The organism is Candidatus Goldiibacteriota bacterium, from assembly GCA_016937715.1.
In the GTDB taxonomy this organism is placed as follows: domain Bacteria; phylum Oederibacteriota; class PGYV01; order PGYV01; family PGYV01; genus PGYV01.
In genome coordinates this window covers 1-24,137 of the sequence record JAFGWA010000086.1, presented here as the reverse complement: position 1 = coordinate 24,137, position 24,137 = coordinate 1, and the positions used below count along the sequence as shown (strand labels likewise).

5 protein-coding genes are annotated in these 24,137 nt (G+C 42.0%); all 5 read right to left on the bottom strand.

From position 1 onward, the window contains the following. Nucleotides 1-41: 41 nt before the first annotated feature. Genes JXR81_08880 through JXR81_08860 form a run of 5 tightly spaced genes read right to left on the bottom strand, consistent with a single transcriptional unit; the run spans nt 42 to nt 23,878 of the window. Nucleotides 42-20,939, bottom strand: a complete 20,898-nt coding sequence (locus JXR81_08880; GenBank protein MBN2754957.1) for a hypothetical protein — start codon at nt 20,937-20,939, stop codon at nt 42-44. Between the two features lie 41 nt (nt 20,940-20,980). After that, on the bottom strand, nt 20,981-21,976 hold the full coding sequence (locus tag JXR81_08875; GenBank protein ID MBN2754956.1) for a hypothetical protein: 996 nt from the start codon (nt 21,974-21,976) through the stop codon (nt 20,981-20,983). Next, nucleotides 21,958-22,887, bottom strand: a complete 930-nt coding sequence (locus JXR81_08870) for a hypothetical protein (protein ID MBN2754955.1) — start codon at nt 22,885-22,887, stop codon at nt 21,958-21,960. Before JXR81_08870 ends, JXR81_08875 begins: the two co-directional genes overlap by 19 nt. Then, the gene (locus JXR81_08865; protein MBN2754954.1) at nt 22,857-23,507 is read right to left on the bottom strand and encodes a hypothetical protein; all 651 of its coding nucleotides are present in this window, start codon (nt 23,505-23,507) and stop codon (nt 22,857-22,859) included. Before JXR81_08865 ends, JXR81_08870 begins: the two co-directional genes overlap by 31 nt. Before the next feature lie 32 nt (nt 23,508-23,539). Beyond that, complete coding sequence (locus JXR81_08860; GenBank protein ID MBN2754953.1) at nt 23,540-23,878, bottom strand: hypothetical protein; 339 nt, start codon at nt 23,876-23,878, stop codon at nt 23,540-23,542. Nucleotides 23,879-24,137: the final 259 nt, after the last annotated feature.

Here is a 24,137-nt window from a genome sequence, read left to right as displayed (position 1 = left end):
AACAGTTATAAAATTTTGAATTTCAGTTTATTTATAAAATACTATCTCATCCCCAAAATTATCCTGTCTTTTATTTCATTTGATATACCGCCCGGTTCATATCCCCAAATTAGAACATTATCCGCATATACAGTGATTTTATCCCAGTTAATAAACCATGACTGAGTACCAAAAGAATAATCATTTGTCTGTGTAAAGATATTATATGGCTGCCATGCCGAATGATGTATCCTTAAATGAAATTCCGCATATTCTCCGGGAGGAATAGTGCCCGCGCCCGAGGTATATGAAGTTGTCTGTACCCTGGTTTGTCCTCCGATAGATGTGTTTTGTATAACTGCATTGGTATAATTCTTAATATCTTGTCCGCTGGCAAGCCTTCTTGATTCATCAATTTCAACAACATCCGGATCGACGCCCTCATACGTATACCAGTATTTTACCTGAAGAGCACTTAATGGAATTTCCATACATCCTTCATTATATATTCTTACATTTATGTATATAGTATTGTTTTCCGCGTTTGAGTTATATGAAAAATACTGTACTCTTACATTTCCCGTTCCCGGTTCCGGTGTAATTGTACCTGTAGGCGTTACAGTAACAGTTTGTGTCACTGAATGAGTCACGGTTAATGTACTTGTGGCTGTATTTTCAACAACTGCAGTGCAAGTAATAGTCGCTGTAGGAGAAAGAATGCTGCTGCAAGGCACTTTTCCTGTGTTTATTTCATCTTGGGTAGCAGGTCCTGTCCATTCCGAAACAAGCACGCCGTTCTCATATAACGCAAAGTAAGGGCTTTCCGTATATTCCACGAAACCAAGTTTTGAATAATCATTGCAACCCGCATCAAACGGATTCTGCCAGTTCCTGTGTATTTGTCCGTCAATACCCTGAGCATACCCGCCTCCGGCTGGTATTGTCGCGCTGTTAGTAAACGAAAGCACCGCTTCTCTGTTAGCTTTCCTGGTCTCATCCTGTGTGCAGGCAGGCCAGGAAGGATTGTTATTAACAAATACCGTAGAATCAACGCCCGAAATCCATGTACCGGAAACATCCTTTATCTCGCCGTTATACGCTCCGTTCAGATAAATATTATCATCCGAATAAAACCACATCTTTATCTGAAGGTTCTGTACATTTACCGGAGTATTATCATAATTTGTTATTTTAAAATCGTATGCAAAAACCTGTCCGTTACATGCATCCGTGCCTTTTACCTGAAGATTTAATTTATGAGAAATCAGCACAGGCGTTCCGGTAACGGTTGCGGTCGGGCTAAACGTGTAAGATATTACAGGTGTATTCGTACCGGTTATAGATGCAGTGATGGTCATAGTCCAGGTTCTTGACGCAGTTAAAGTTGCCGACATAGTTTCTGTCATTGTCGGTGTCCCTGTCATAGACGGCGTATTTGTCCCTGTTGCCGTCCCTGTTGCCGTCCCTGTTGCCGTCCCTGTTGCCGTCCCTGTTGCCGTCTCTGTTACTGTCTCTGTTGCCGTCCCTGTTGCCGTCCCTGTTGCTGTCCCTGTTGCTGTCCCTGTTGCCGTCCCTGTTGCCGTCCCTGTTGCCGTCCCTGTTACTGTCTCTGTTACTGTCTCTGTTACTGTCCCTGTTACCGTCCCTGTTACTGTCTCTGTTGCTGTCTCTGTTGCTGTCTCTGTTACTGTCTCTGTTGCCGTCTCTGTTGCCGTCTCTGTTGCCGTCTCTGTTGCCGTCTCTGTTGCCGTCTCTGTTGCCGTTATCGTCGATGTTGAAGTAAATGTAGGACAGAAATCCTCCGGTTCTTCGCCCCATACATGCTCCCCATCAATATAAAGGCTCATACGGAAATTATCAGTGTATTCCGTCCTTGGTCCGTAGCTCCAGTCATTACTCTGATCATACTCTCCATGGTCAGCTTTTGAAAAACTAAACTGCAGGTACAGTTCCTCACCCGTTCCAAATGTTCCCGAATCACCGGCAAAAGTTATCTCTACAGCCCTATTCTGAGTATCGCGGCAAATAGTTTGTATATTTCCTTCAATATGACTGCCCATCTGTTCACCCGAAGGCTGTACAAATACATTATCAAACTTAAGTGTTTCCTGCGATATTTCACCTTCATATTTATACCAATATATTATCTTTACAGAAGAATACATTATATTTTCCGACCTGTTTATTACACGCACCTTAACCGCAGGAATCTGAGTAATTCCGTAAACACTCTCTTTACTCATAACCTCAAACAGGACAGGAGTTCGAGTCACAGTAGCAGTTCCCGTGGCCGTACAGGTTTCCGTCACAGTTTCCGTTGCAGTATCAGTCATTGTGATTGTACCTGTCTGTGTCAGAGAAATGGTGCAGGTGATAGTCTTTGTAACAGTCGGCGTAGATGTATTTGTCAGAGTCGCCGAAAGGGTTTCTGTAACGCTTGGCGTAACCGAAAGCGACGGTGTTTGTGTTGAAGTTACCGTAGCAGAAGGGCCCTGAGGCGTTACTGTAGGTGTAACAGTGGGCGTATACGTGGCAACAGGAGCGCAGTTCCTGCAATTATCCTGATATTTCCACAAACCTGCATCATACGCTTCACCCCTGTTGAAATACGAACCACCCATTAACACTTCTCCGGATGATGTAATAGCCGTCCTGTCAGTACCGCTTAAAATGTAATTATAAGTGCCGTCAAGAACTGTTTTAATCCCCTCTTCCGGCGCCATTGTGTCAAATACATAAAGCATAAGGCTGCTTGTTTTGTTCGCTCCAATAAATATCCTTCCACAACCGTCAATAGAAGCATCCGCAAACAAATCACCCATCCCTGAATCAAAAACGTATTCGCCCGACTGTAAATTGCCTGTATACCTTACCGCAAGAATATCGGTATTCATTCCGTTATCTTTTGTTCCAAGCCCCCAGATATTTCCATTCATATCTTCAAGCACTGTGTAAAAAATATCCGCCCCTGCTGTATCATATGCATACTTTATATTCAGCAATTGCGAACCGTCATATTCCCATATAACAGCCTTCCTGTTTGAGTTCTCTATTATATATCCTGAAACCAGAATATTACCTGTCTTATCATGAGACAAACCTGTAATAACGGCATTAAACGACTGACTGCCATAAGAAGCAATAAGTTCAAATTTTGAAGTCTGTGGGGAATACTTCCATAGTACAATGCCAAGATTTCCTTCAACTATGTTCATGCCTGCCGTATATATACCGCCATCCTGTGTTATATCTATGCTTTGAACGGATGAACCTGCATAACCCGTAAAAGAACCTTCTTCCTGTACCATATCCCCTGAATAACGCAGGACAGCCGGGCCATAATATGAGCCGTCAGAGTACTGTTTGTTAACAGCTATCCATACCGCACCTTCCCTGTCAGCGGCAGTGTCAACCGCATATACATCACCGTTTATTGAATACTGCACGCTATTTTCATCCGGGATTCCCGAAGAGCTGTATCTGATAATTTTTAAATAATCAGTCCCTGATACGCCAGGATTTTCGGAATTAATTACCGATACAATATCTCCTGAAAATTCTTCTGCAATACCCGCATAGTATTCATTCCTGTTATAGGTATTCTCCGCGAAAACCACTCCATTAACGCCAAAGCCATCATCAGGCACAAGACATACTGTTGCCGTAGATGTCGGCGACGCAGTTGCCGTTACAGTTGGAGTAAATAAAACGGAACAAGGTTCTTTGGCGCTGCTGTTATCTTCTATTACTGCCGAAGTCCATTCACTAACAAGCACTCCATTCTCATAAAGAGCAAAATAAGGAGTATCAGTATATTCCGTAAAACCAAGCCTGGAATAATCGTCGCAGTTCTCATCAAACGGCGTCTGCCAGTTCCTGTGTATCTGTCCGTCTACACTTTCCGCATAACCACCGCCCACAGGAAGAACAACAGCCGACGTAAACGACAGTACAGCTTCTCTGTTGGCCTTTCTATTTCCATCCTGCGTACATGACGGCCATGAAGGTGCGTTGTTTACAGTAACAGTGGAATCTGCCGTTCCGACCCACACACCTGATGAATCCCTTACGTCTCCGTTATACGTTCCGTTTAAAGTTATATTGTCCTCTGAATAAAACCACATCTTTACCTGCAGATTCTGCACATTTACAGGAACACTGTCATAATTTGTTATTTTAAAATCATAAGCAAAAACCTGCCCTCCGCATGCATCCGCTCCTTTTACCTGAAGATTAAGTTTATGCGTTAACTGCTGTGTAGGTTCCGGCGTTACCGTTATTGTAGCCGTCGGAGTAGACGAAGATGTTGAAGTAAGCGTTTCAGTTACCGTCCGCGTTACAGTCTGTGTAACTGTTACGGTCATCGTCACAGTGGCTGTCGGCGTCGCAAAACAACTTTTGCATGTATCGGCGTATTTCCAGAGAGCCATATCCGTTGTTCCGCCTGACTGAGCATATCCTGCAATATATATGCCCCCGTCCTTATCAACATCTACCGCATTACCGCCAGAACCGGAAATCCCGTATATATTTGATGTTTCCAGCGTATTAAGTTCTGTATCAAAAGCAAATACAGACGCATAATCCCCGGAGAAACCTGCAAGCACAAGATTTCCGCAATAATCAATATCCGCATCATATATCAATGAGTTATCATCCGTGCTTACTGCAGCCAAAGATACCATGCCGGAATCATATTTCCATACCGCGGCATGGGTATTTTCCACAGAACCGCTATACCCGCATATCCAAAGAATTCCGCTATTATCTGCCACAACCGTTTTTGCAGCGTTATAAATACCTGATGCTTCATATACCAGTTCAAGCATTCCTTCAATACTGTTATACAGCCAGAGCGCCATGTGCCGTTCATTATCAGTATCAATATATCCCGCAAGCCAAATGTTGCCTGAATTATCTTCTACAACAGATTCAGCAAACGAGTTTATATTTGACATATATACCGCCTGAAGCTGAATACCGTCAGTATAATTGTAGAGTGCTGCATGAACAACTTCTGTTGAATCATCCTGCGTGTAACCCGCGCCATAGACCTTGTTGTCTTCCGACACTAATAGATCCCTGATACTATCCTGTGCTCCGCCGTCAAATCCCGAAGCATTTATTATCCTGTCTCCGTTAATTTCCCATATATACGCATTATATGATTGTCCCGGCACATACGATTCACCTGCCGCATAAATAACGCCATTTTCACCTTCAAGAAGCGCCCTTATGGTGTCGTAACTGCCGCCGTCATATACCAAAGGAGACAGTTTTGCCGCGCCATCTTTCCCATATTTCCATACAATCCCGTCTTTTATATAATCCCCGTTATATGAACCAACACGATTACCTGCCGCGTAGACACTTCCATCCCGCGCAATAATAACCGCCCTTGCGTATTCATCAATTCCCATACCTGAATCATAAAGGACTTTTCCTGTAAAATTAAACTCCTTAACCGGTATTACACACCTTTCAGGTTCAGGCGTAACTGTTACCGAAGGAGTTGCGCTTGGTGTTGCCGTACGTGTGGAAGTAATAGTTATCGTCATTGTCTGCGAAGGCGTCGGTGTCATTGTGGGTGTAACTGTACCTGTATCCGCTTCCGTATACGTAGGGCTTATTGTAGGCGTTTCTGAAACCGTAAAAGTAAGCGTCGGTGTAGGACACGGACCGCAATTATCCGCAAATTTAATAATAACCGCGTCCCTTGTACCGGACACATTTTCAGAAGTACCCGCAATGTATATTGTTCCATATCCGTCTGTATAAACATCCCTGCTGCCGTCAAAACCACTGCCTCCGGCAGTCCCGTTAATATATACCGCTCCGTTACTGCCAAAACTGCTGTCTATACTACCGTCACTATAAAGGCGCGCAAGCACCATATCCCTGCCTCCGGACGAATCAATACTATGCCCGGATATAAGCAGCCTTCCGCATTCATCATATGTTATTGAATTTGCTGAATCCACCGAAGACGCTGAAATGCCGTTCATTACAAACACTCCGTCTGCTCCAAAGGCCCTGCAGGGAGTGCCGTCAGGCAGCAATTTCCAAAGTGCCATATCGTCACTGCTATAAGCGTTAATACCGCCGTTTATATATCCCGCGACATATATCGAATCATACGCATCCACAATTATTTTCTTCGCGCCATTATACTTTGAATCTTCATATATATATATGCCATTAACTCCGTCCAAATCATTTGCAGCAAAACTTGTGTCTAAAGCGCCGGAACCGTCAAGTTTAAGCACCGCCATTGAAGGCCCTATATTTGCCGCTATTACAGGATTTCCTGATACATCAAGCGTTATTGCAACAGCCGAATCATTGGTTCCGGCAGCTGAATAAACATACCCGCCTTCTTCTGCAATACCGCCATTACCAAACAAGGTATCAACCTGTCCATCTGGCATAAAACGTAATATTATTATATCGTTTCCTGCAGTAAGATTATTGTACACATAACCTGCCGCATAAATACTGCCGTCAGAAACAACAGCCGCGTCAAGGCATTCCGCGTTTCCCTGCCCGGCATATTTGTACTGATGTATCAGCCCGCCGGATGAAGAATACTTTAGAATAACAATATCAGTGTCATATCCATTGCCTGACGAACCTGCAATTAATATATCCCCGTCATTTCCGGCATTAACAGAATACGCCGTATCATTGAATCCGGCGTCAAATACAACCATACCTGTACCGGCGAAACCGGTATCCTGTGTCCCGTCAGCGTTATAATGCAGCAGCGCTATATCATCAGTGTCTCCCGAACCGCGTATAGTGGCAGCCGCGAACATACCTCCCTGACCGTCAGGAATAATCCCGGCAAATGAACTGTTTCCATATACAGAATGATAAACAGCAGCCCCATTAAACCCATATTCCGCATCTTTCCTTACACACTGCGTGGATGTGGCTGTCGGCGTTGCTGTCATAGTGGGTGTCATAGTAACAGTCGGTGTAGCAGTGAAAGTAGGAGTAACAGTCGGCGTATGTTCTTCAATTGTCGTCCCGCAAGAAGCGCACGTATTGGCATACTTAAGCAGAACCGCATCCATACTGCCTGATGAATTTTTCGAAGTACCGCCAATATATATAGCACCGGCATCATCTTCCGCAATTGCGTTTGCCCCATCATAACTGTACAACCCTGTGTAAATATTATGCACACCCTGAAGTTTCCCGTCAGTTCCGTAAATATCAACAAAGACAGAATAAACAGACAGATTACTGCTGCGTTTTATTCCCGCAACATATACATAATCACAGTTTTCAGCCGCTTTTACCGCGCTTGCCCTGTAATAATAGCCGGTTCCATCATAAGCAGATATAACCACATATCCCGTTCCATTAAAAGACGTATCAAGCGACCCCGCATCGGCAGCACTGCCTCCCTTTACTTTCCATACAGCGGCACAGTCAACTCCCCCGGCATTTGTCATACCGGAAACATATATGTTATCAGCAGAATCAACGCTGATTCCATATGCAAAATCACCGCTATTGGCTGAAAGGTTACTTGTCATATAACCATCGCCGTCAAAATCCATATCCAGGCCTCCGTCCTGAAGCAGCCTTACAACAAGCATTTCAAGGCTTGTCCCCATGTACGTAAATCCTGCTATCACAAGCTTTCCTGAACTGTCAAAAGCCGCTGCCTCCGGATATGTGGCGTTATAACCGGTATCAAATATTTTAACTCCGTCAACCGCGTCATCACCGGAAGAATAAGAAATGTCAATTGTCCCGTCAGTGTTAAGCCTTACAACCGCCATATTGCCGGATGTATAGGTACATACAAGTATGGGCTTACCCGATTGTTCCACAAGAACAGCCCTTGGATTTGTATCCGGTATTAAGACAAGCCCGTCAATACCATCACCGTCACCCGCGCCAAATCCTCTATCCACACTGCCGTCAGTATTAAGCCTTAAAACCGCAGTAACGCTGTTCATAATACCTGTGACATATATTTTCCCGTCAGAAGCAACTGCTGCATCTTCGCCTGTCATGTCAACCCTTGAATATATACCGGCAGAAGCAAATGCTGTATCAACCGAACCGTCTGTATTGTGCCTTGCAAGTTTAAGCCCGTTGCCGTCCTGTGCAAGAGCAAGTATCCTTCCGTTCCCGTCTCTTTTGACCGAATTCACTGCACCTGTACCGTAATTATAAACTCCCGCATTACCAAAGTCCGTATCAAGCTGAGTGCACTTATTGAACTTAATGTATACCGTTTTATGCACTTCCTCATTTCCAACGTTATCAATACTGTAATACGTAACAGTAACATCAGAAGTCAGGGTATAGTTTATCTGCCCCATATATTCAGTGAATGAAAGATATGTCCCAGGCGGCACAACACCGCTGGTTATATTATAAAATATGCGCCCTCTTGTAGCTCCGCACCATCCGCCCTGATATACCATGTCAGGCCTGGATATGCCGGACCCGTTAAGCCCGTTTATTTTCGGGTCTTCAGCAGAAAGGCTTATGGTGACATTACCTTCTCCTGCAAGATCAATACTGCCTGTATCCACTCGTTCCTCATTTACATACATTAAAGTAGCCGGAGGCGTACCGTCAACAATAAAGTATCTTACGTTCGGTCCAAAGCCGCTAAGTCCGCTGTCATTTTTAAGCATGTCTTTTGCTGCAAATTCTATTGTATTTATTCCTTCTCTCATAGTATCAGCTTCTACTCTGGGAGACCAGTTACCCACACATCTTGACGGTAAACCCGGCACTTTAGGCGGCCATTCAACCTGACATAACAGCTTTGTCTCTGACTGATCAGGATCCACCCCTATGGGGAATACCCTGTATCTTACCTCATATATATTGTTTGGGTCAAAACTACTTACAGGAGTTTTTGTTAACAATCCGTAATCTGCCATTATCCAGCCATTTGCCCTGCTAAGATAATAAACATTCATGACCGGCCCTGCTTCAAGCCTCCACGTTTTTACAAAATCAGAGAACTCTTCGTCGGTCATTGCTGTTACCTTGTCTATAAGTTCCTCTCCTGCATTCTGTGATGTAAGAAGCTGTATGGCTTCTTCCTTTGTTATTGATGCAGAAGGGGCATTGTTGCCGTACAGCACATCATAAAAGTCGTAGAAATCATACACATCAGGAGAGCTTTCAGCAGGGAGTCCCTCTATATAGTTCATAAGATCTTCCGAAGTACCCTGCGCCCTTAGCATATCTATTATCTGCTGTCTGTCAAATGCAGTCCCCTTATCAATAGTCATAAGCTGGTCTGATTTATACGCATAGCACTCGTTAAATGTTATAGGTATCAAAGGAGGTTTTGTATCTATCATTATTCTTGCTTTATGAAGTTCTTCTATATTACCATTATTGTCTACAGCTCTATAATAAAGTACAAAGTATTCATTTTCTATAGGTATACTAATCGATACAGAATAAGTCTTTAATTTCGGCATTATCTCCGTAGAATCTCTTGCCGTATCACTTAAATCAAGATAATATTCTATCCTATTCACGCCTGAAACATCATCGACAGCAGATATACTTATTAATGAACTTTCCCTAACAAATTGCGAAACAGGAGGATGATCATCATAGACAGCCTCTATGTGGTTCTTCAGGCCCTCATTCCCGGAACGATCAACCGCTGTAACATAGTATGCCCATTTAGAACCCTGCGGTAAAACCACAGAATCAGTAAAAACATTAACGCCATATAGAACAACACCTACTAACACATCATCCTTATATATCCTGTATTCCTTCACATCGTCATCATCAGGCGAAATCCACGAAAGTTCAGGAACGCCGTTCACCATTATATATGTAAGTTCCTTAACCATTCCCGGAGCCTTTGTATCAATTTCTGCTTCATACACATATACACCCAAATTTCCGGCCATATCAGTTCCGGTAATTTCAAAATTTACAGGCCCTGATTTAAATATAGGCCTTACTTCCACAAACGCGGAATAGCTGCCGTTATTTTCGATTATTACGGGTATTTCTTCGCTTATCCCGTCAGTTACAAATACAGCTTTTAACTTAACCGGTTCAAGAAGTGTTTCAGAAGGTATAACATTCATAAATATCCTGCCCGTTGCAGCAGGCGCAATTTCAAATTTAGAATCTGTTACCACCTGATATGCCGGCCTTGTCCTGTCTATTCTTACTGTTTTTTCAACAGTGCTTATTGAGCCGTTATTATTAACAGACGCCCTGATTACAAGGTCATAATCCTCACCTTCAGTTTCCGGAACCGCAAATTCATATACTATTTCCCCTGTTTCAATGTCCGTTCCCGGTATTACGACCTTTTTTACTATTAATTCATCAGCAATATTTTCCCCGGAACCGTTCACAAGAAGCGTCAGTTCAGGCAGGCATCCGGCTATATATGATTTTGATTTTATTAGTACAGTCTTTCCAAGACCGGCCAAATCCCTGTCGGTTTCAAGGGTAACGGGGCCTTTGTCTTTTTCTATACGGAAATACCCTTTGCCATTACCCTGTGTATCTTCCGCATCCATACCGCTGAAACGCACTTCAGCTTTACCTTCAAGCCCTCCCGGAACCTGAAGCACAGCTAAATATTCATTTACAGGCGCGTAAACAGTCCATTTTCTTCCTTCCATGACAGGCGTAACTTCCACCGGCTGGCCTTCAGCATTCAGTAAAAGAGCACTAAACTCAAAACCTGTTATTTCGGAACCGTCCGCGTTAACATCTGTCAGGTAATAATCCCCGTCTATTCCCTCTATTTTAAACCGTTTATTATGCCACCACACAGCCGGAGGTATTGATACGCTTTCACCCGGTTCTGTTTTCACAATGACCAGCCTAATAGAACCCTGCCCGTTAAATACAAAACTGCCTGTTACAGCCCCTTCGTTTCCTGTCCAGGACCATGTGTTTGCGCCATTCACGCTGTATATATCGCTGACCTTAACTTCTTCCTCTGATGTGCCATCTTTAACGGTTACCCAGAATGATTTTTCTATCGCAGAACCGTCTTCTGCATATTCAACAGCCACTCCTGCTTTATTTATCAGATAATTATTTCCGTTTATTATTATATTTGTACCGATAAGTTCTGTGTTTGCTATTCCTCCATTAGGAAGCTGCCTTGCAGTTGAACTTCCCGTATACCTGTCAAGAACAAATTTATATTCATTTTCCAATCCCGGCTGAAGCCTCCATTTCACCTGAAGAGAACCCGTCCTATACTCCTTGTCTATCCTTGTGAAAGAAACAGGAACAGGAGTCGGAGCCTCCACCGGCCAGTAAACATCGCCTGTAAGCAGCCCGTCCTTCAGGTTCTTATTCGACTTAACATATACCGTCACTTTGCTTCCGGAAGCTACAGGGTCAGGCGCCGCATAAAATTCAAACGCCGGCGGATTGAAATCAGGCATAAGAAATACTGATGAGAACGAGGTTATTTCCGCTTTTACTTCATTAATATCCTTGTCTATTACGGAATTCACCTTCATGACCTCTGTATTACCGCTGTCAGCAATGTGCACCTTATATACGCCAAGCATTTCTTCATTCAAACCTTCAACCTGTACCTGATCGTAATAAAGGGTCATTATCGCGGGCTTTTGAACCTTACCGCCCTTCTGGAAAAAGTCATTTGATGTAAGCGTGTCAGGCGATGAACTTCCTGTGTTAGCCGCTTTAAATGAATATATTAATCCCGGAGGCACAAAATTATCGGGATTAACCGGAATCTCCGTGCGTTTAACCGGTGTTATTGTCACAACTTTGTCATTTTTAACAGAGCCTTTAGGGAACAAAAGTTCACACTGTTTGTAAGCATCAGTGGCTGTTCCTCCTGTTGTGCTGTTAATATAATGCCCTATTATAACCGGCTTATATTTTTCTATCGCCTTGTTCTGTGCCGTATCAACCACTGTAAGTTTAATCGTATAATACCCTATTTTATCCCTTACATTAAGGTAACCAAGAATACCGTCCTTAACCGTCTCGTTCACATCAGACGTTAAAGGATCGTCGCTTATTTTTGCTATCAGATGATATGAATCATTCTCTGACGCATTGGTTTTCCTGTATTCCAGAGTATAGTATGAAGGATTAAATACAACAGGGGATGATGATCCAACCGGACCCGGGGTTTCAGAATCCGCCACAGATTCTTCGGGAGTTTCACCGGCGCTTGTATCACCCATAATTTTTATATATGTCCTTGCCTCATACGGCTCTATGGACGGTTTTCTTAACTGCATTTCCAGATTGTCGCCCGGATATTCGGAATAAACCTTACCTGCCATGTATCCGTCCGAGGACAATCCGTTGGAATTAAATCCTATTGTATAGGAATTAGACTGTTGAGTATAATTTTTGTCACCTTCCGAATAAATCCCTTTTAATCTTTCAGAAAGAATTATATCTTGGTCTATTTCGTCGCTTTCAGGGTAAAAAGGCCCGTTTACTGTCCATGAGGATTTGTGCGGCACTTTATCCGGCCCCAGCGGGTACATATGGTCCTCCGGTCCTGAGAAAAATATAGTTTTTATCTGATCTATCTCTTCCTGTTTTGGGAAAGGAGGAACAAACTGTTTTTCGTTATCATCAATACTTTCAAAAATATTATTTTCTATACCTTCCCTGTTCCTGAAATCAATAACATTGTCATGGACATTTCCCGCAAAAGACCATGAATCATATCTCTTTTTTATGGTAAGCCTTGCGGAATAATTTATTGTATAAGTTCCCCTGTCATAATTCTTATTTAATACTTCAAATTCCACAAGATAATTGTCAGGCTGTATTTCCGGCTTTATATCAAAGGATTCCAGATAGTCCTCCGAACCATACAAAAGGCCTGTTCTTGTTACTGTACTTATAACCTTATTCTTTGTATCCTGCCTTATTTCTTCAAGCTTTCCTGTTATTGTATCAAGCATCGGTACTTGTCCTGTTACATATTGTGTTCCTTCATTACCGCTTAAAGGAATTTCCAGCACAACTTTATTCAACGCAGGCGCAGTTCCCCTGTAATTATTTGATTCATATCTGAAATTTACAACAGCAGCCATTGTGACCCTTGCATATGACCCATATCTTGAAGTTATAGAACCTTCCTGATACCCTATCTGCATTTCAGGCCCGGCAGGCTCTCCTGAAGGTTCCCTTCTGTTCCCGTAAGAATAATTAATTTCATTATAGTATCTAGCCCCGGTGTTATATAAATTCCCGGTGAATCCTGTGATTATTCCTTCCAGTACAGGATTTGAATATTTTGGCGCCGGCCTCACAGCATCGTCTTCAGTGACATTTATTTCACCTGAACCATCGCTTTTCCAAAGGTTAGTTTCTATAAGCCCCTGCATAGGTTCGTCTTTTGTACGGTCAAGCAGCCCTCTTGTGTCCAGATTTATACCGCCATAATTATCAGGCAAAAATTCTATCTTAAACAGATTTATAAGATCCCCGTGCCTGTATAAAATATCTTTTATTTCCTGACTATTCTTAACATTCTCTTTTCTTCGGGGATGTATGGAATTAATCCCAGGATAAAGGACTATTATGTTTGAGTTGACAGGATTAACACACGACAAATTCTTTTTTGCCCATGTATGGGGTTTTATCGTATCGCCTATCTCCGCATTAAACCTTCCCCACCAGTCATCTTCACCGCCTACACGCCCGTTATTCAGGCTTATCTCCCAGTCTGCATTGTCACCAAGAGTGGGGCACCCAAAATTATTGAACCCTCCGAAATCATACTCCCACCTCACAAGGCTGTTCCACGGCAATCCCACTTCCCATTCAGAATCCCGACACTTGTCATTGCATACTCTTACACCTGCAATCGTTGTGCAGTTACAACCATACCCGTCCGTATCTGCAGTTGCATTGCAGTCACGTATTGTATATCCGTGCTCTATGTATCCTTCAGTGGCAGAACCCTGCACAAAAAGTCTGAAAGGCATAGGCTTATCATATTCCCCGGAGCCTGAGACTCTGTATTCAAAATATGGTTTGGGCAGTTTAAGCATAACATTACTTTCGTTATTATCTTCAAGATATACCTGTCCAAGAAGCCCTGTTTCTGTAACAGAATAATTAACACTTACCTGGTCGCTCTTTGAATCGCCGTATGAAGGCCCGCTGAATATCATTGTTATTGTATATCTTCCGACAGGCAATACAGAACCGGCATTATTCCTGCCGTCCCATACTATCCTGTGAGCGCCCGGCGACTTAAGGCTTTCATCAAACACAAAATTATTCCTTACTATTTCACCGGCAGAATTAATCACTTTCGCATTTATCGCTGTAACCGCTTTATTAACGTAATAATCTACATTTACAGTATCGTCAGTATTGTACATTATTGATTTAGGGGACGCTTCCACTTTTGGAATAAACGGCACCGAATACATTTTTGTCACAGCAGGAGATAAAACATTCCCGGCGTTATCCTGCGCTTCAAGCCTGAGTTTAAGCACATCGCCCTGCAGGTCATCAAGTTTTATATCCCCAAGCCTGTTTTCAGGGTCTATATTTACTATTCCCCCGCCTATAAGCTTTTCAAGATTGGAATCAGTCTGAAGGTAAAGCTTATATTCCCCAAGCTCAAGAGGAACTGGCGATTTGGGCACGTTATCCGTTACAAACACCCTTCCAAGAACCATATCCTCTTCGCCTGCTGTTTCAGGTTTATTAATTTCAGCTGTTATATTGGCGCTTGTAGAATGCTTTCTTATTATAAATTCCTTGTTGTATGCTCCTGCTGATACTTTCACCTTATAGTGCCCGTCGGCAAATCCCTCGCTGTCAAACAGGGCTTCAAACCTTAATCCTTCTTTAATTTCGCCTGAAAGTTCATTTACAAGATTCCCTTCGGTCACATTGCCGTCCGCATCCACCGCTGCTTCATATATCTGAAATACAACCGGCTCTCCGTCCACATTGACATTGGCAACAAGAGTGGTTACATCCTTAAAAATATTATTTTCCGCGTGCGGATTATATATACCCGGAGGGTTTGTAACTGTTATGTCCTGTACAGTTACACCGTCAACCGGTATAACGACGGTCATCGGTTCGCCGTTCTCATCAACCGCGGCGGATTCACCCAGAATAAAAAGAGTAAGGTCGTATACTCCGGACGGCAGGGCAGAAATATCCCAATCCGCCAGTTTTCCGTCATTTATGGAAATAATAGACGTCGTAACGTCATCACCATAATAATGTGACGGTTTCGCGGGCACAGTAACAAATGTATATCCGTCAATATCAAGGCTGTCGCCTAAACGCAGTTCAGACAGCCTGTAACCTATTCTATAACCCTTAAAACCTTCAACATCCGGGGCAACTCCCATTACCACCGCTATCTCGCCGTTATCTGCCGGAATAAGTTCTGTGTCCCCGGAAACAGCAGGCAGCCCTGCAATCTGTTTAATCTCCGGAACTATCCTTCCCTTCACTATAGGGCATGACGCAACAGATGAATTGCCGAATGAATCAACAACTGTTACAAACGCCCTGTAAAGCCCGTCTTCAACAACGCCCGTGCTTCCATCAAGCCTTTTCCCGATTCCGTCCCATTCCACCCCATCTTCTATTGCAGGCGCGGGTTTAAGATACCCGTCATCAATGGCGTTGCCTTCGCCGTCTGTTTCCGCAAAATTATAAAAATAATGCTTCTTTGAAGTATATCTGTCCAGCCTGAATTCTTCCGGTTCTCCGTACTTCCCTGCGTACTTAAGGGTAATAGCCTTCTTTTCATCTATACCGTTATATATCGTCCTTATATTTTTGTATTGCCCGTCCATCTTTCTGCATATATCTATTTTCGCAAAAACATATTTTGAAGTGGTACACATAGGCGTGAAATATATTGAAGTTGTAAGCCTTCCTTTTGCTTCGTCCTCCGGATTAAATATCATCGGCGAAGCGGCAGGGGAATAGGCAAACACAGGAGCGGTATCCGCCGGAAGCAGATAATATTTCCCGCCGGCTTCATTCTGTCTTGTATATATTTTATATGTCCCTATAGGATGTTCTGTCTTTAAAAGCTCCCTTTTTACGGTTTTTACAGTTCCTTTAGATTCCTCTGTTTCCCTGTATATCCCAAGATTTTCTTCCACTATGCGTAAAGCTTTGTTTCTTTGCGCTTCATAGTCAGAAGAAGAAGGGTCAAGTTCAAATATTTCATTCATATTTTTTATTTCAAGGTCGTCTTTTGTATAACTTACAGTTATCTCCAGTACCGGCGTGGGTGCAGCAGCCGGGTCAGACCCTTCCGCCGTTTCCTGTGCGGTTATATTTAATCCACCCTTAATAATTCCTCCCGGATACGCGTATACGCCAAACTTATTAGTCAGCATTTCGTATTTATCAGAAAGAAGCGGCAGGCCGGGAGCGGTATTTTCGGGATATACCACGCCAAACAAAGTTGAAATGCCGCTCTGTATTATTCCCTGAGGAACTTTTATCATGAATTTCGCGTATGAATCCGCTATTAAGGTAGGCGCGGTATTATCTGCATCTACCGGAACCCCGACAGAAAACCTTGCGCGGTCCTTTTCAACATCCGCATCATTAAGTTTTGTATCTGAAATTATTGTCCTTAACGTATAAGGCCCCACCATCTTTTTTGACCAGACATCCCAAACTTTCATTTTCGTGAAAAGAGGGCCTGTAACCCTCTCATTGGTATCAGCAATAATTCCGGCAGAAAATTCTGTTTCTTCATCCGGGCTTCCTCTGTCAAGCCATCCGTCAGCGTACTGAAGCTTATAATTTTTAAACCCTGTGGAATCCGCCGCTCCCACACATGTAATAAACGATGTGCAGTTATACTTATTCTTTATGCGCAGCCTGAATCTGCCCCCTTCAGGAACTTTGTCCGATACAACGTACTTACCGTCAACTTTATTTTCGGAAACAATTTCAAGATCATTATTTTCCGTGTTATCCGGATAAAATATCTTAATTGTATCCCCCGCATCCGCAACAAAAACATCAGTTACCGGCCTTTCGCCAAGTTCGGCGGTAAGATAGCTTACAGTGCCTCCGTCAACTTTTTTTACCGTCCCAAACAGGCCATAAGTCCTCCATATAAAACTGGAAAGCGGTATTGCCCTGCTTTTTTCCTGCGGAAAAGAAGTACCGTCAAGATACGCAAGGAAAGATTCTTCAACTGTGTTACCGCCTGCGTTTACGGTCCATACCCTTACCACATGTTTCCCGGCGTGCGGCAGCGGTACATCAAGTTTCCAGTCCGCTTTACCCCATCTTCCGCCATTGGTGGTAACAAGGCGTTTGTCTATATCAAGCGATGTACTTACAATTGGGCCCTCATCAGCCTGCGCGTACACTTTAACAAACTGCGGCATGTAATCCGCGGCCCATCCTTCCACGTGTATAATGGACTTGTTTGTGGAAACACCCCTTACCCATCCATCATAATTCGGGAATACCGGGTCGTTTGGTTCGCCTTCTCTTGGCGGTTTATAGGGATAAAATATCCCTATCTGTCCGGGTTCATCAATATCGCTAAGGAATTTCTGCGGGTCACAAAGAAAACCTTCAGCCCCAAAAGAAAGCCCTTCTATTATTGATGAAACCGCATCATTTATAAATGGCACCGCGTCAAGGTCAAATGGAAATTTGAATCCAAAGAGTTCATTTGGAAGTTTTGGAAAATTATCAGATATTATTTCATGGGCTATTTCTTTTCCTTTTGTCTTCATCTCTCCCTGTATTTTCTGCATCACAGGAGAATCGCTTCCAAGCTGCGACTGCACTGTACTCATCAAATCTCCGCTTTCCGTGTTCATGATGCTTGAAACAACATCCGCTATTGTCAGAATTGATCCTGCAACCTCGCATCCCGGGGGCAGAAGGCTTTGCAGTTGTTTAAGTATGCCCAGCGCGGATTCTCTTATGGTTGTCTTATCTTTACCGCTTGAAGCCGCATTAACCGCTATACTGTCCATTTTAGAAACAACACTTTTAACCATTTCAAGATCCCTGCTCTGAAAATTATCTATCCACTCCTTCATCTGCGAAAGCCCGTTATCTTCTTCTTCCGCATCCATCAGTTCTTTTACAGCGCCAAGTATAGTATTAAACGCATCCAATTTCTGCTGTGTGGTTGAGGAATCTGACTTAAGAATCTTATATTGTGCTTCCCAGTCTATTATAAGCGAACCGCCTTCCGGAGCCGCGCAGTCAAATACCCCGTTAAAACCGCCTTCAAGCTGTTCCGGTGTGACTTTAAGATCCCCAATGCTTGTTATTTTTCCGCCTGAAACACCTTTAAGAAACTCCTCAAAAGCAGTCTGATTATTTTTAATGGTGGTGTTAATAAAATCAGATGTGGATTTAAAGGCAAGCGTTTTTAAAGTACCTTCGCCCCAGGTCCTTAACTGGCCAAGCGCGCCTGTGGCAAGGTTCTTTGCAAATTCCGGATTAGTGGCTGTATTTAGCGCGGCAAGAAAGCTTAATCCCGCGCTTGCTATCTGCGCGTTTTCCTGCAGCTTCACTATAAGGGCAATTGCTTCGCCGTCAAACTCCGTGCCTAAATTCGCGCCGGAAAGTACAACATTTGCAATATCCTGGGAGAATGCTTCGTTCGTTGTAAGTACATCAAGTATCGCATTGGCACCGGCGCCGACACCTGTCATTTTTATGCTTCCGCCTGTACCTGCAGGCTCAGGTGTAGGAGTAGGTGTCCCCGGCGCAGGAGTGGGAGCCTTTGTTGCATCCGCGGCTATTGTAGGAAGCCCGCAAAGGGTTCGCGCCTGATTAATAACGCCGCCCGCCGCGTTTTTTGTCTTATCATTCAACTGACACGGTGAATTTTCCATAAGCGAACCTACCCAGTCATCTATAGGAAGGTCAGTATTAGGCAGCTGTGGAGCAAAGAACTGAGGAAGATTTATGCCCCTGAAAAGACCCGACAGGTCTACATTTAATAAAGACCTTAGGGACTTCAAAATAAGTTCCCACGAGTCGGATCCTGATTTTCCAAAATCAGGAAGCATAATTACACCAAAATTAAGTCCGTCAAATCCCCACGAATCAAAACGCCAGTCAGGACGCGGTATATTAAGTTTGCTAAGGTCAACACCAATATCCGAAATATCAAACTTAGGAAGCGGTACATTTATATCAGGCCATTCTATATTTGGAAGCTGCACAGAAAACTGAAACCCTCCGCCAACACTATCCCCTGCCTGAGGCGGTTCCTCTTCAGTCCTGTCCTCAACATCCTCCGCTATCTTCTCCGGATCCGCATCCGCAGTTTTCTCAAAACATATTGTATGATATTCATCCGATTCAATTTTATCCTCCCCTATCCCTTGAGGTGCAATTTCTTCTTTGGTCTTCTTCATGTCAATATTAATATACGCAGGTACTTTCAATTTATTTTTATTATCGTATGAATACTTTCCCAAACAAATAACATGCAGTTTAATTGTCGCCTTATCCTTGTCCCCCATAACCATATTTGCCCGAAAGGGATCAAGAGTAACTTTATAAACAGCTGCGCAACGCGCTTTTACAGCTTCCGTCTTCATTTCGGTAAACCCTCCGGCAATTCCAGACAGCACAGTTGTGTGATTCGAAACAGCATTATCCAACTTAACTATTAAACTTTTTACATCTATTGGTTCAGTAAAATACAAATAAAAATCAGTTGGTGAAGTGGGATCTATAGTTTCACCCTCAGGAGCTTTATCTTCTTCATTTTGCAGTTCTCCTGTTTCTACATTAAGTTGCGCAGTATCCCATTCAAATTTATATTTTGTTAACCCGCCCTTTGTACATAATAATTTTTTCAATCCCGGCGTCGAGTAATGAAATGTCTTATCAAGAATTCCGTATGCAGTATCTTTTTTGTCCCCTTTCTTATCAGCTAAAGCCATCGCCCCCCATACACTTAAACCCAATTTAGGGCTTAAACCGGCCATTTCATTGCCATATTTTTCAGTGCCTGTAATTTTTTCTCTGTATATAGTCGGCCTTAAATATACCTTTCTATCGGATTCTATTGTTAAGAATTTTTCACAGTAATCAGTACTCGTGAGAGCCGCATTTTTGTCAACATAAGGGAAATAAAGAGTTTTCAGATCCGATATTTCAGGCTTGGTGCCATCAGAATATTCTTTAATCACTTTATTGTTTGCCTGATCCATAAGGTACACTTTCATTTTAAACGTGCCGCCCGCGGTATCATTTTCTGACAATTCCGCAATTACACCATTAATAATTGTCTTAACTTTATCCGGCGCATCTGAAAATTCCGCATAAGGTATAAAGTATTCCTGATTATCACTTTTGCCATTTATAAGAATATCAAATAACTGACCCTTGTTTTTTTCAGTTTCGTGCATAAGTAGCGTATATGCCGCAAGAGCCAACGCTTTATATCCTTCAGTATATCTGGAATCAGCAAAAAACTCAGTTTTTGCCGTACCGCCCCATATCATGCCTTTGATAAATTCTCCGACTTCAACCTTCATGATCTTATACTCCGGCGTAGGTACTACGGTTGCAGTTTCTGACACAGTTGCCGTAGCAGTACCCGAAGGAGTCGAAGCAGATGTGGCAGATGCCGTTGCAGTTGGATAAGGATAGTAAGCCACGATAACATACTTCTGCTTGCTGTCATTTGAAGTTACATTGCTTTCATAAAGAACAGTATCAGTTAGTCCAACCTGAACAGAGTGATTTTCATCGGTTCCCGCTTCATGTTGAGCTTTGTCCTCTATACCGTCAAAACTTACAGTCTTAGGATTCTTATCTAACTTCCACGTGGTGGCATATTTGTGCGTCGCATCAACCTTAATTGTAAGCTTTCCCTTGGCGCATTTTTCCAATACAGAACCTTTTATTACGCCTTTCCAAACACACGGTTTTCTATAAGTACTATCATCAACAAAAAGCAAATTACTATGCTTCAAACTATCAGCAATCGTATCCCCCAGTTTTACACTTTCAACTTTTACATGTTCGCTAAAATATAAAAAAAACTGCAGATCCCTATTCTGGTTTGCCGTTTTATCAACAAAAACTTTTTTTCTCTTGTTGGTTTGCCGTCATCATCAAGTTTTAGCTCTTCCCATCCGGCATCATAAATAATTTCATCATCCTGTTTTAATACAACCCTTGATAAAATAGGAGGAGAAGGATGATAATAGTGTCTAATGATTTCATCATATTTTTTTCCGGCTTTGGCAAGGGCAATCGCGCCATGTTGATACATACCAACACAATGTACATTTGTAGGATACGGTCCTGTTATTCCCGGTCCCCCTGTGCTTGCCCTGTTATATATGCCGTACCTAGTTGTTCCATCTTTTTCATTCGCCCAACCAAGATAGTCTTCTGTGCTTTTTGTAAATGTAGTTGAGTTATTACCGCCAAAAAACAAACCTTCAAAAGGTTTTAGATCAGAAGAAATTCTTTTATCAGTTTCATTATATTTATTAGTATAACTCTCGATACAAAAATATTTCATTATCTCTTTTTTAGCAATATATTCCTTTAAACTACCTGTATGTGTAGTACTCATAGGCATACTTTCAATTAATGTACATGCTTGTACCTGATCTACTCCATCAATTCGATAATTCTTAATATTGCAATACATCTTATTCATAGAGGCAAGAGCTTGAGCTTTTAAAGCTTCTTTTTCCTGCTCCACAGATAAACCAGCATCGGGATCTACGACTTCATCATATATTTCAGCCCTGACAACCCCTAAAATATATTCTTCAAGGGAAAGCGGGTCTGGTATTTCTTCATCTCTAATTACCCAACCTCTTTCATCATCCCATTCCTTATATTTAGTTACAGTAATCTTATCTTTTGTTTTTTCAGCGTAATTAAAACTAGGTGTTATAGTTATAGATTCATTTGATGCTAGCGCTACAACAAAACTTAGAAAAAAGAAATATATAGTAAAAAGTGATGTTTTTTTCATTTTTTCAAATTCCACTTTGTCACCCTACATTTCAGCATTTCATTTTCTTTTTTACTACCCAATTGAAAAACAGAATTTTCAGAAAAATACAATCGCGGATAAGCTGCCGCAGTTTCAAGTTTTATCGTATATAAAAGTATATTATTTTTATATCCCACTACCCAATGTGTATTTCCAGGAAGCCGCTTTCCATGTACAGTTTCATAATAAACATTTTCATCTTTAGCTGTAATAAGAATCTTATATTCTCCGTTATCTGCATCCAGTATTCTTGCATCAAAATAATCAAAGCCTGTATCGGGAAGTTGTAAAACCAATTCTTCAGGATTGATAGTTATGGTCTTTTTTGACTCAAGGTTGTCATAATTAATTTCATGCTTATTAAACATATCCTTTTTATCACAGTTTTTTTCCTGCGACCAGATTACATTACCGGAATCTCCAAAAAAACAACCTTCCTTGAAATATATGTGGCTGGTATTATATGATTCATCAAGTTTGTGTATTTCTTTAAACACTCCTTCGTAATCAGTAATAATAATTCCTTTATATTCACCTGTCCAAAACCGAATATATAATTTTTTATCATATGTAAAAATTTCTTTACAATACACGGGTACGTCTTTATGCGTAATAGTTATAGTCTTTAGAAAAACACCTTGCTTATCATATTTATATATAGTATTTTTCGCAGGAAACATTACATAAACACATTCGTTTTCGTCAGCTGCAAATTTCGCACCAAGCCAAACATTAAAAAGAACACTTTCCCCTTCTATGATTTCCCCACTATCAAGAAGTTTTATAGATACAATATCCCCTTCTTTTTCAACGCCAACTTCAGCAATTGCAGCAAAAGCAAATAAGAGATATAAAAAAATTAATACTGTTTTTTTCATTTTCCTGCCCCTCTCTTCTTTATCCACTCAAACTCCACTCCCTCATTAACCTTTATCCCCGTAGTCTTGATCTTATATTTGCTTTTACCTATAGGGGTGATGTTTTCCCCTTCAGATTCTGTTGTAAATTCCAACTCTTTCCCGTCCCCGTCAGCCGCGGCTGCTTTTCCAATTTTTTTATGCTGCCTGACTTTTATTTTTTCCCTGTTTTTCACTTTCATCCAGCCTATCTTTTTCCCTTCCTCGTTGAACATTTCCTGTTCCTCAACGGTTCCGGTCTTCATATTTATTTTTTCTATCCTTTTTTGAGCCATATTTTTAATCATGTTCTCACGGTTTTTTTCCAGATGGCGGACATAATTTCTTTTCAGCTTCTTCGCGCCGTCAGATTTCATGGCCATTCCCTTTGCTTCCATAAGCTGTTTGTCTATCTGCTCTTTTGCCCTAAGCACCCTTTTATTTTCATATTCAACAAAAGCAAAATCCCTGCTGCTTTTTCCCCTGTTAACTCTTATTTTTTGATCTCCGGTCTCTATTTCAGGCGAATCTATTTTCCCCTCAATCCCCGCGTCTGTCGCAATTCCGCCTTTATTCTTGCCGTACGCAAAAACTGTCCCGTTGGAACCAAAAAGGGAATTAAGCCCCATAAGTTCCTGTACCTGTGACTGGACATTGGCGCTTAACGTGACCTTTTTAAGCCCGCCGCCTGCATAAGATAAGTTACGCTCATGTCAGCTTCATCAACCAGTATCTGCATCTGGTACTGGCCAAGGCTGGTTAACATAACTTTTTTCTTCCCCTGTTCGTCTACCTTCATCTGCATATTATATGAAAATGTATCCTGCCTGCCATTGGCATCAGTTTCCACAGAAACCATCTGCTGCATATCCTCAACACCGGCCATGGCATTTTCCTGGGCTGTAATAACATCGGAAAGATTATAATCTTCGGCGCAGACCAATGACGCAGACAAAAATATAGAAAAAGAGACGATTAGTCCCCGCCCGAAGATATTCATTATTTCCTCCCTGCGTATTTACGCAAAAAATTATTAAAATAAACAGCTATAACATGATTATAAACGCAGATTAAACCCCTCAAATTTAACCTTTATCATGACATTTCCGAATTCCTGATTCCCTGAAATTTAGTAACGTGATTTTAGTACCACAAACTATTTTTGTCAAGTTTTTTTTGACCTTATATGATTTCTTTTGCTAAAAAATGTAATATGAAATGCACCACTTAAGTAAATAAAAAGTCCCACCAAGCACTTG

Coding starts and splice junctions, on each gene's coding strand:
- JXR81_08865 (MBN2754954.1), bottom strand. CDS start 23,507: ATGGGGCTTAATTCCCTTTTTGGTTCCAACGGGACAGTTTTTGCGTAC.
- JXR81_08860 (MBN2754953.1), bottom strand. CDS start 23,878: ATGAATATCTTCGGGCGGGGACTAATCGTCTCTTTTTCTATATTTTTG.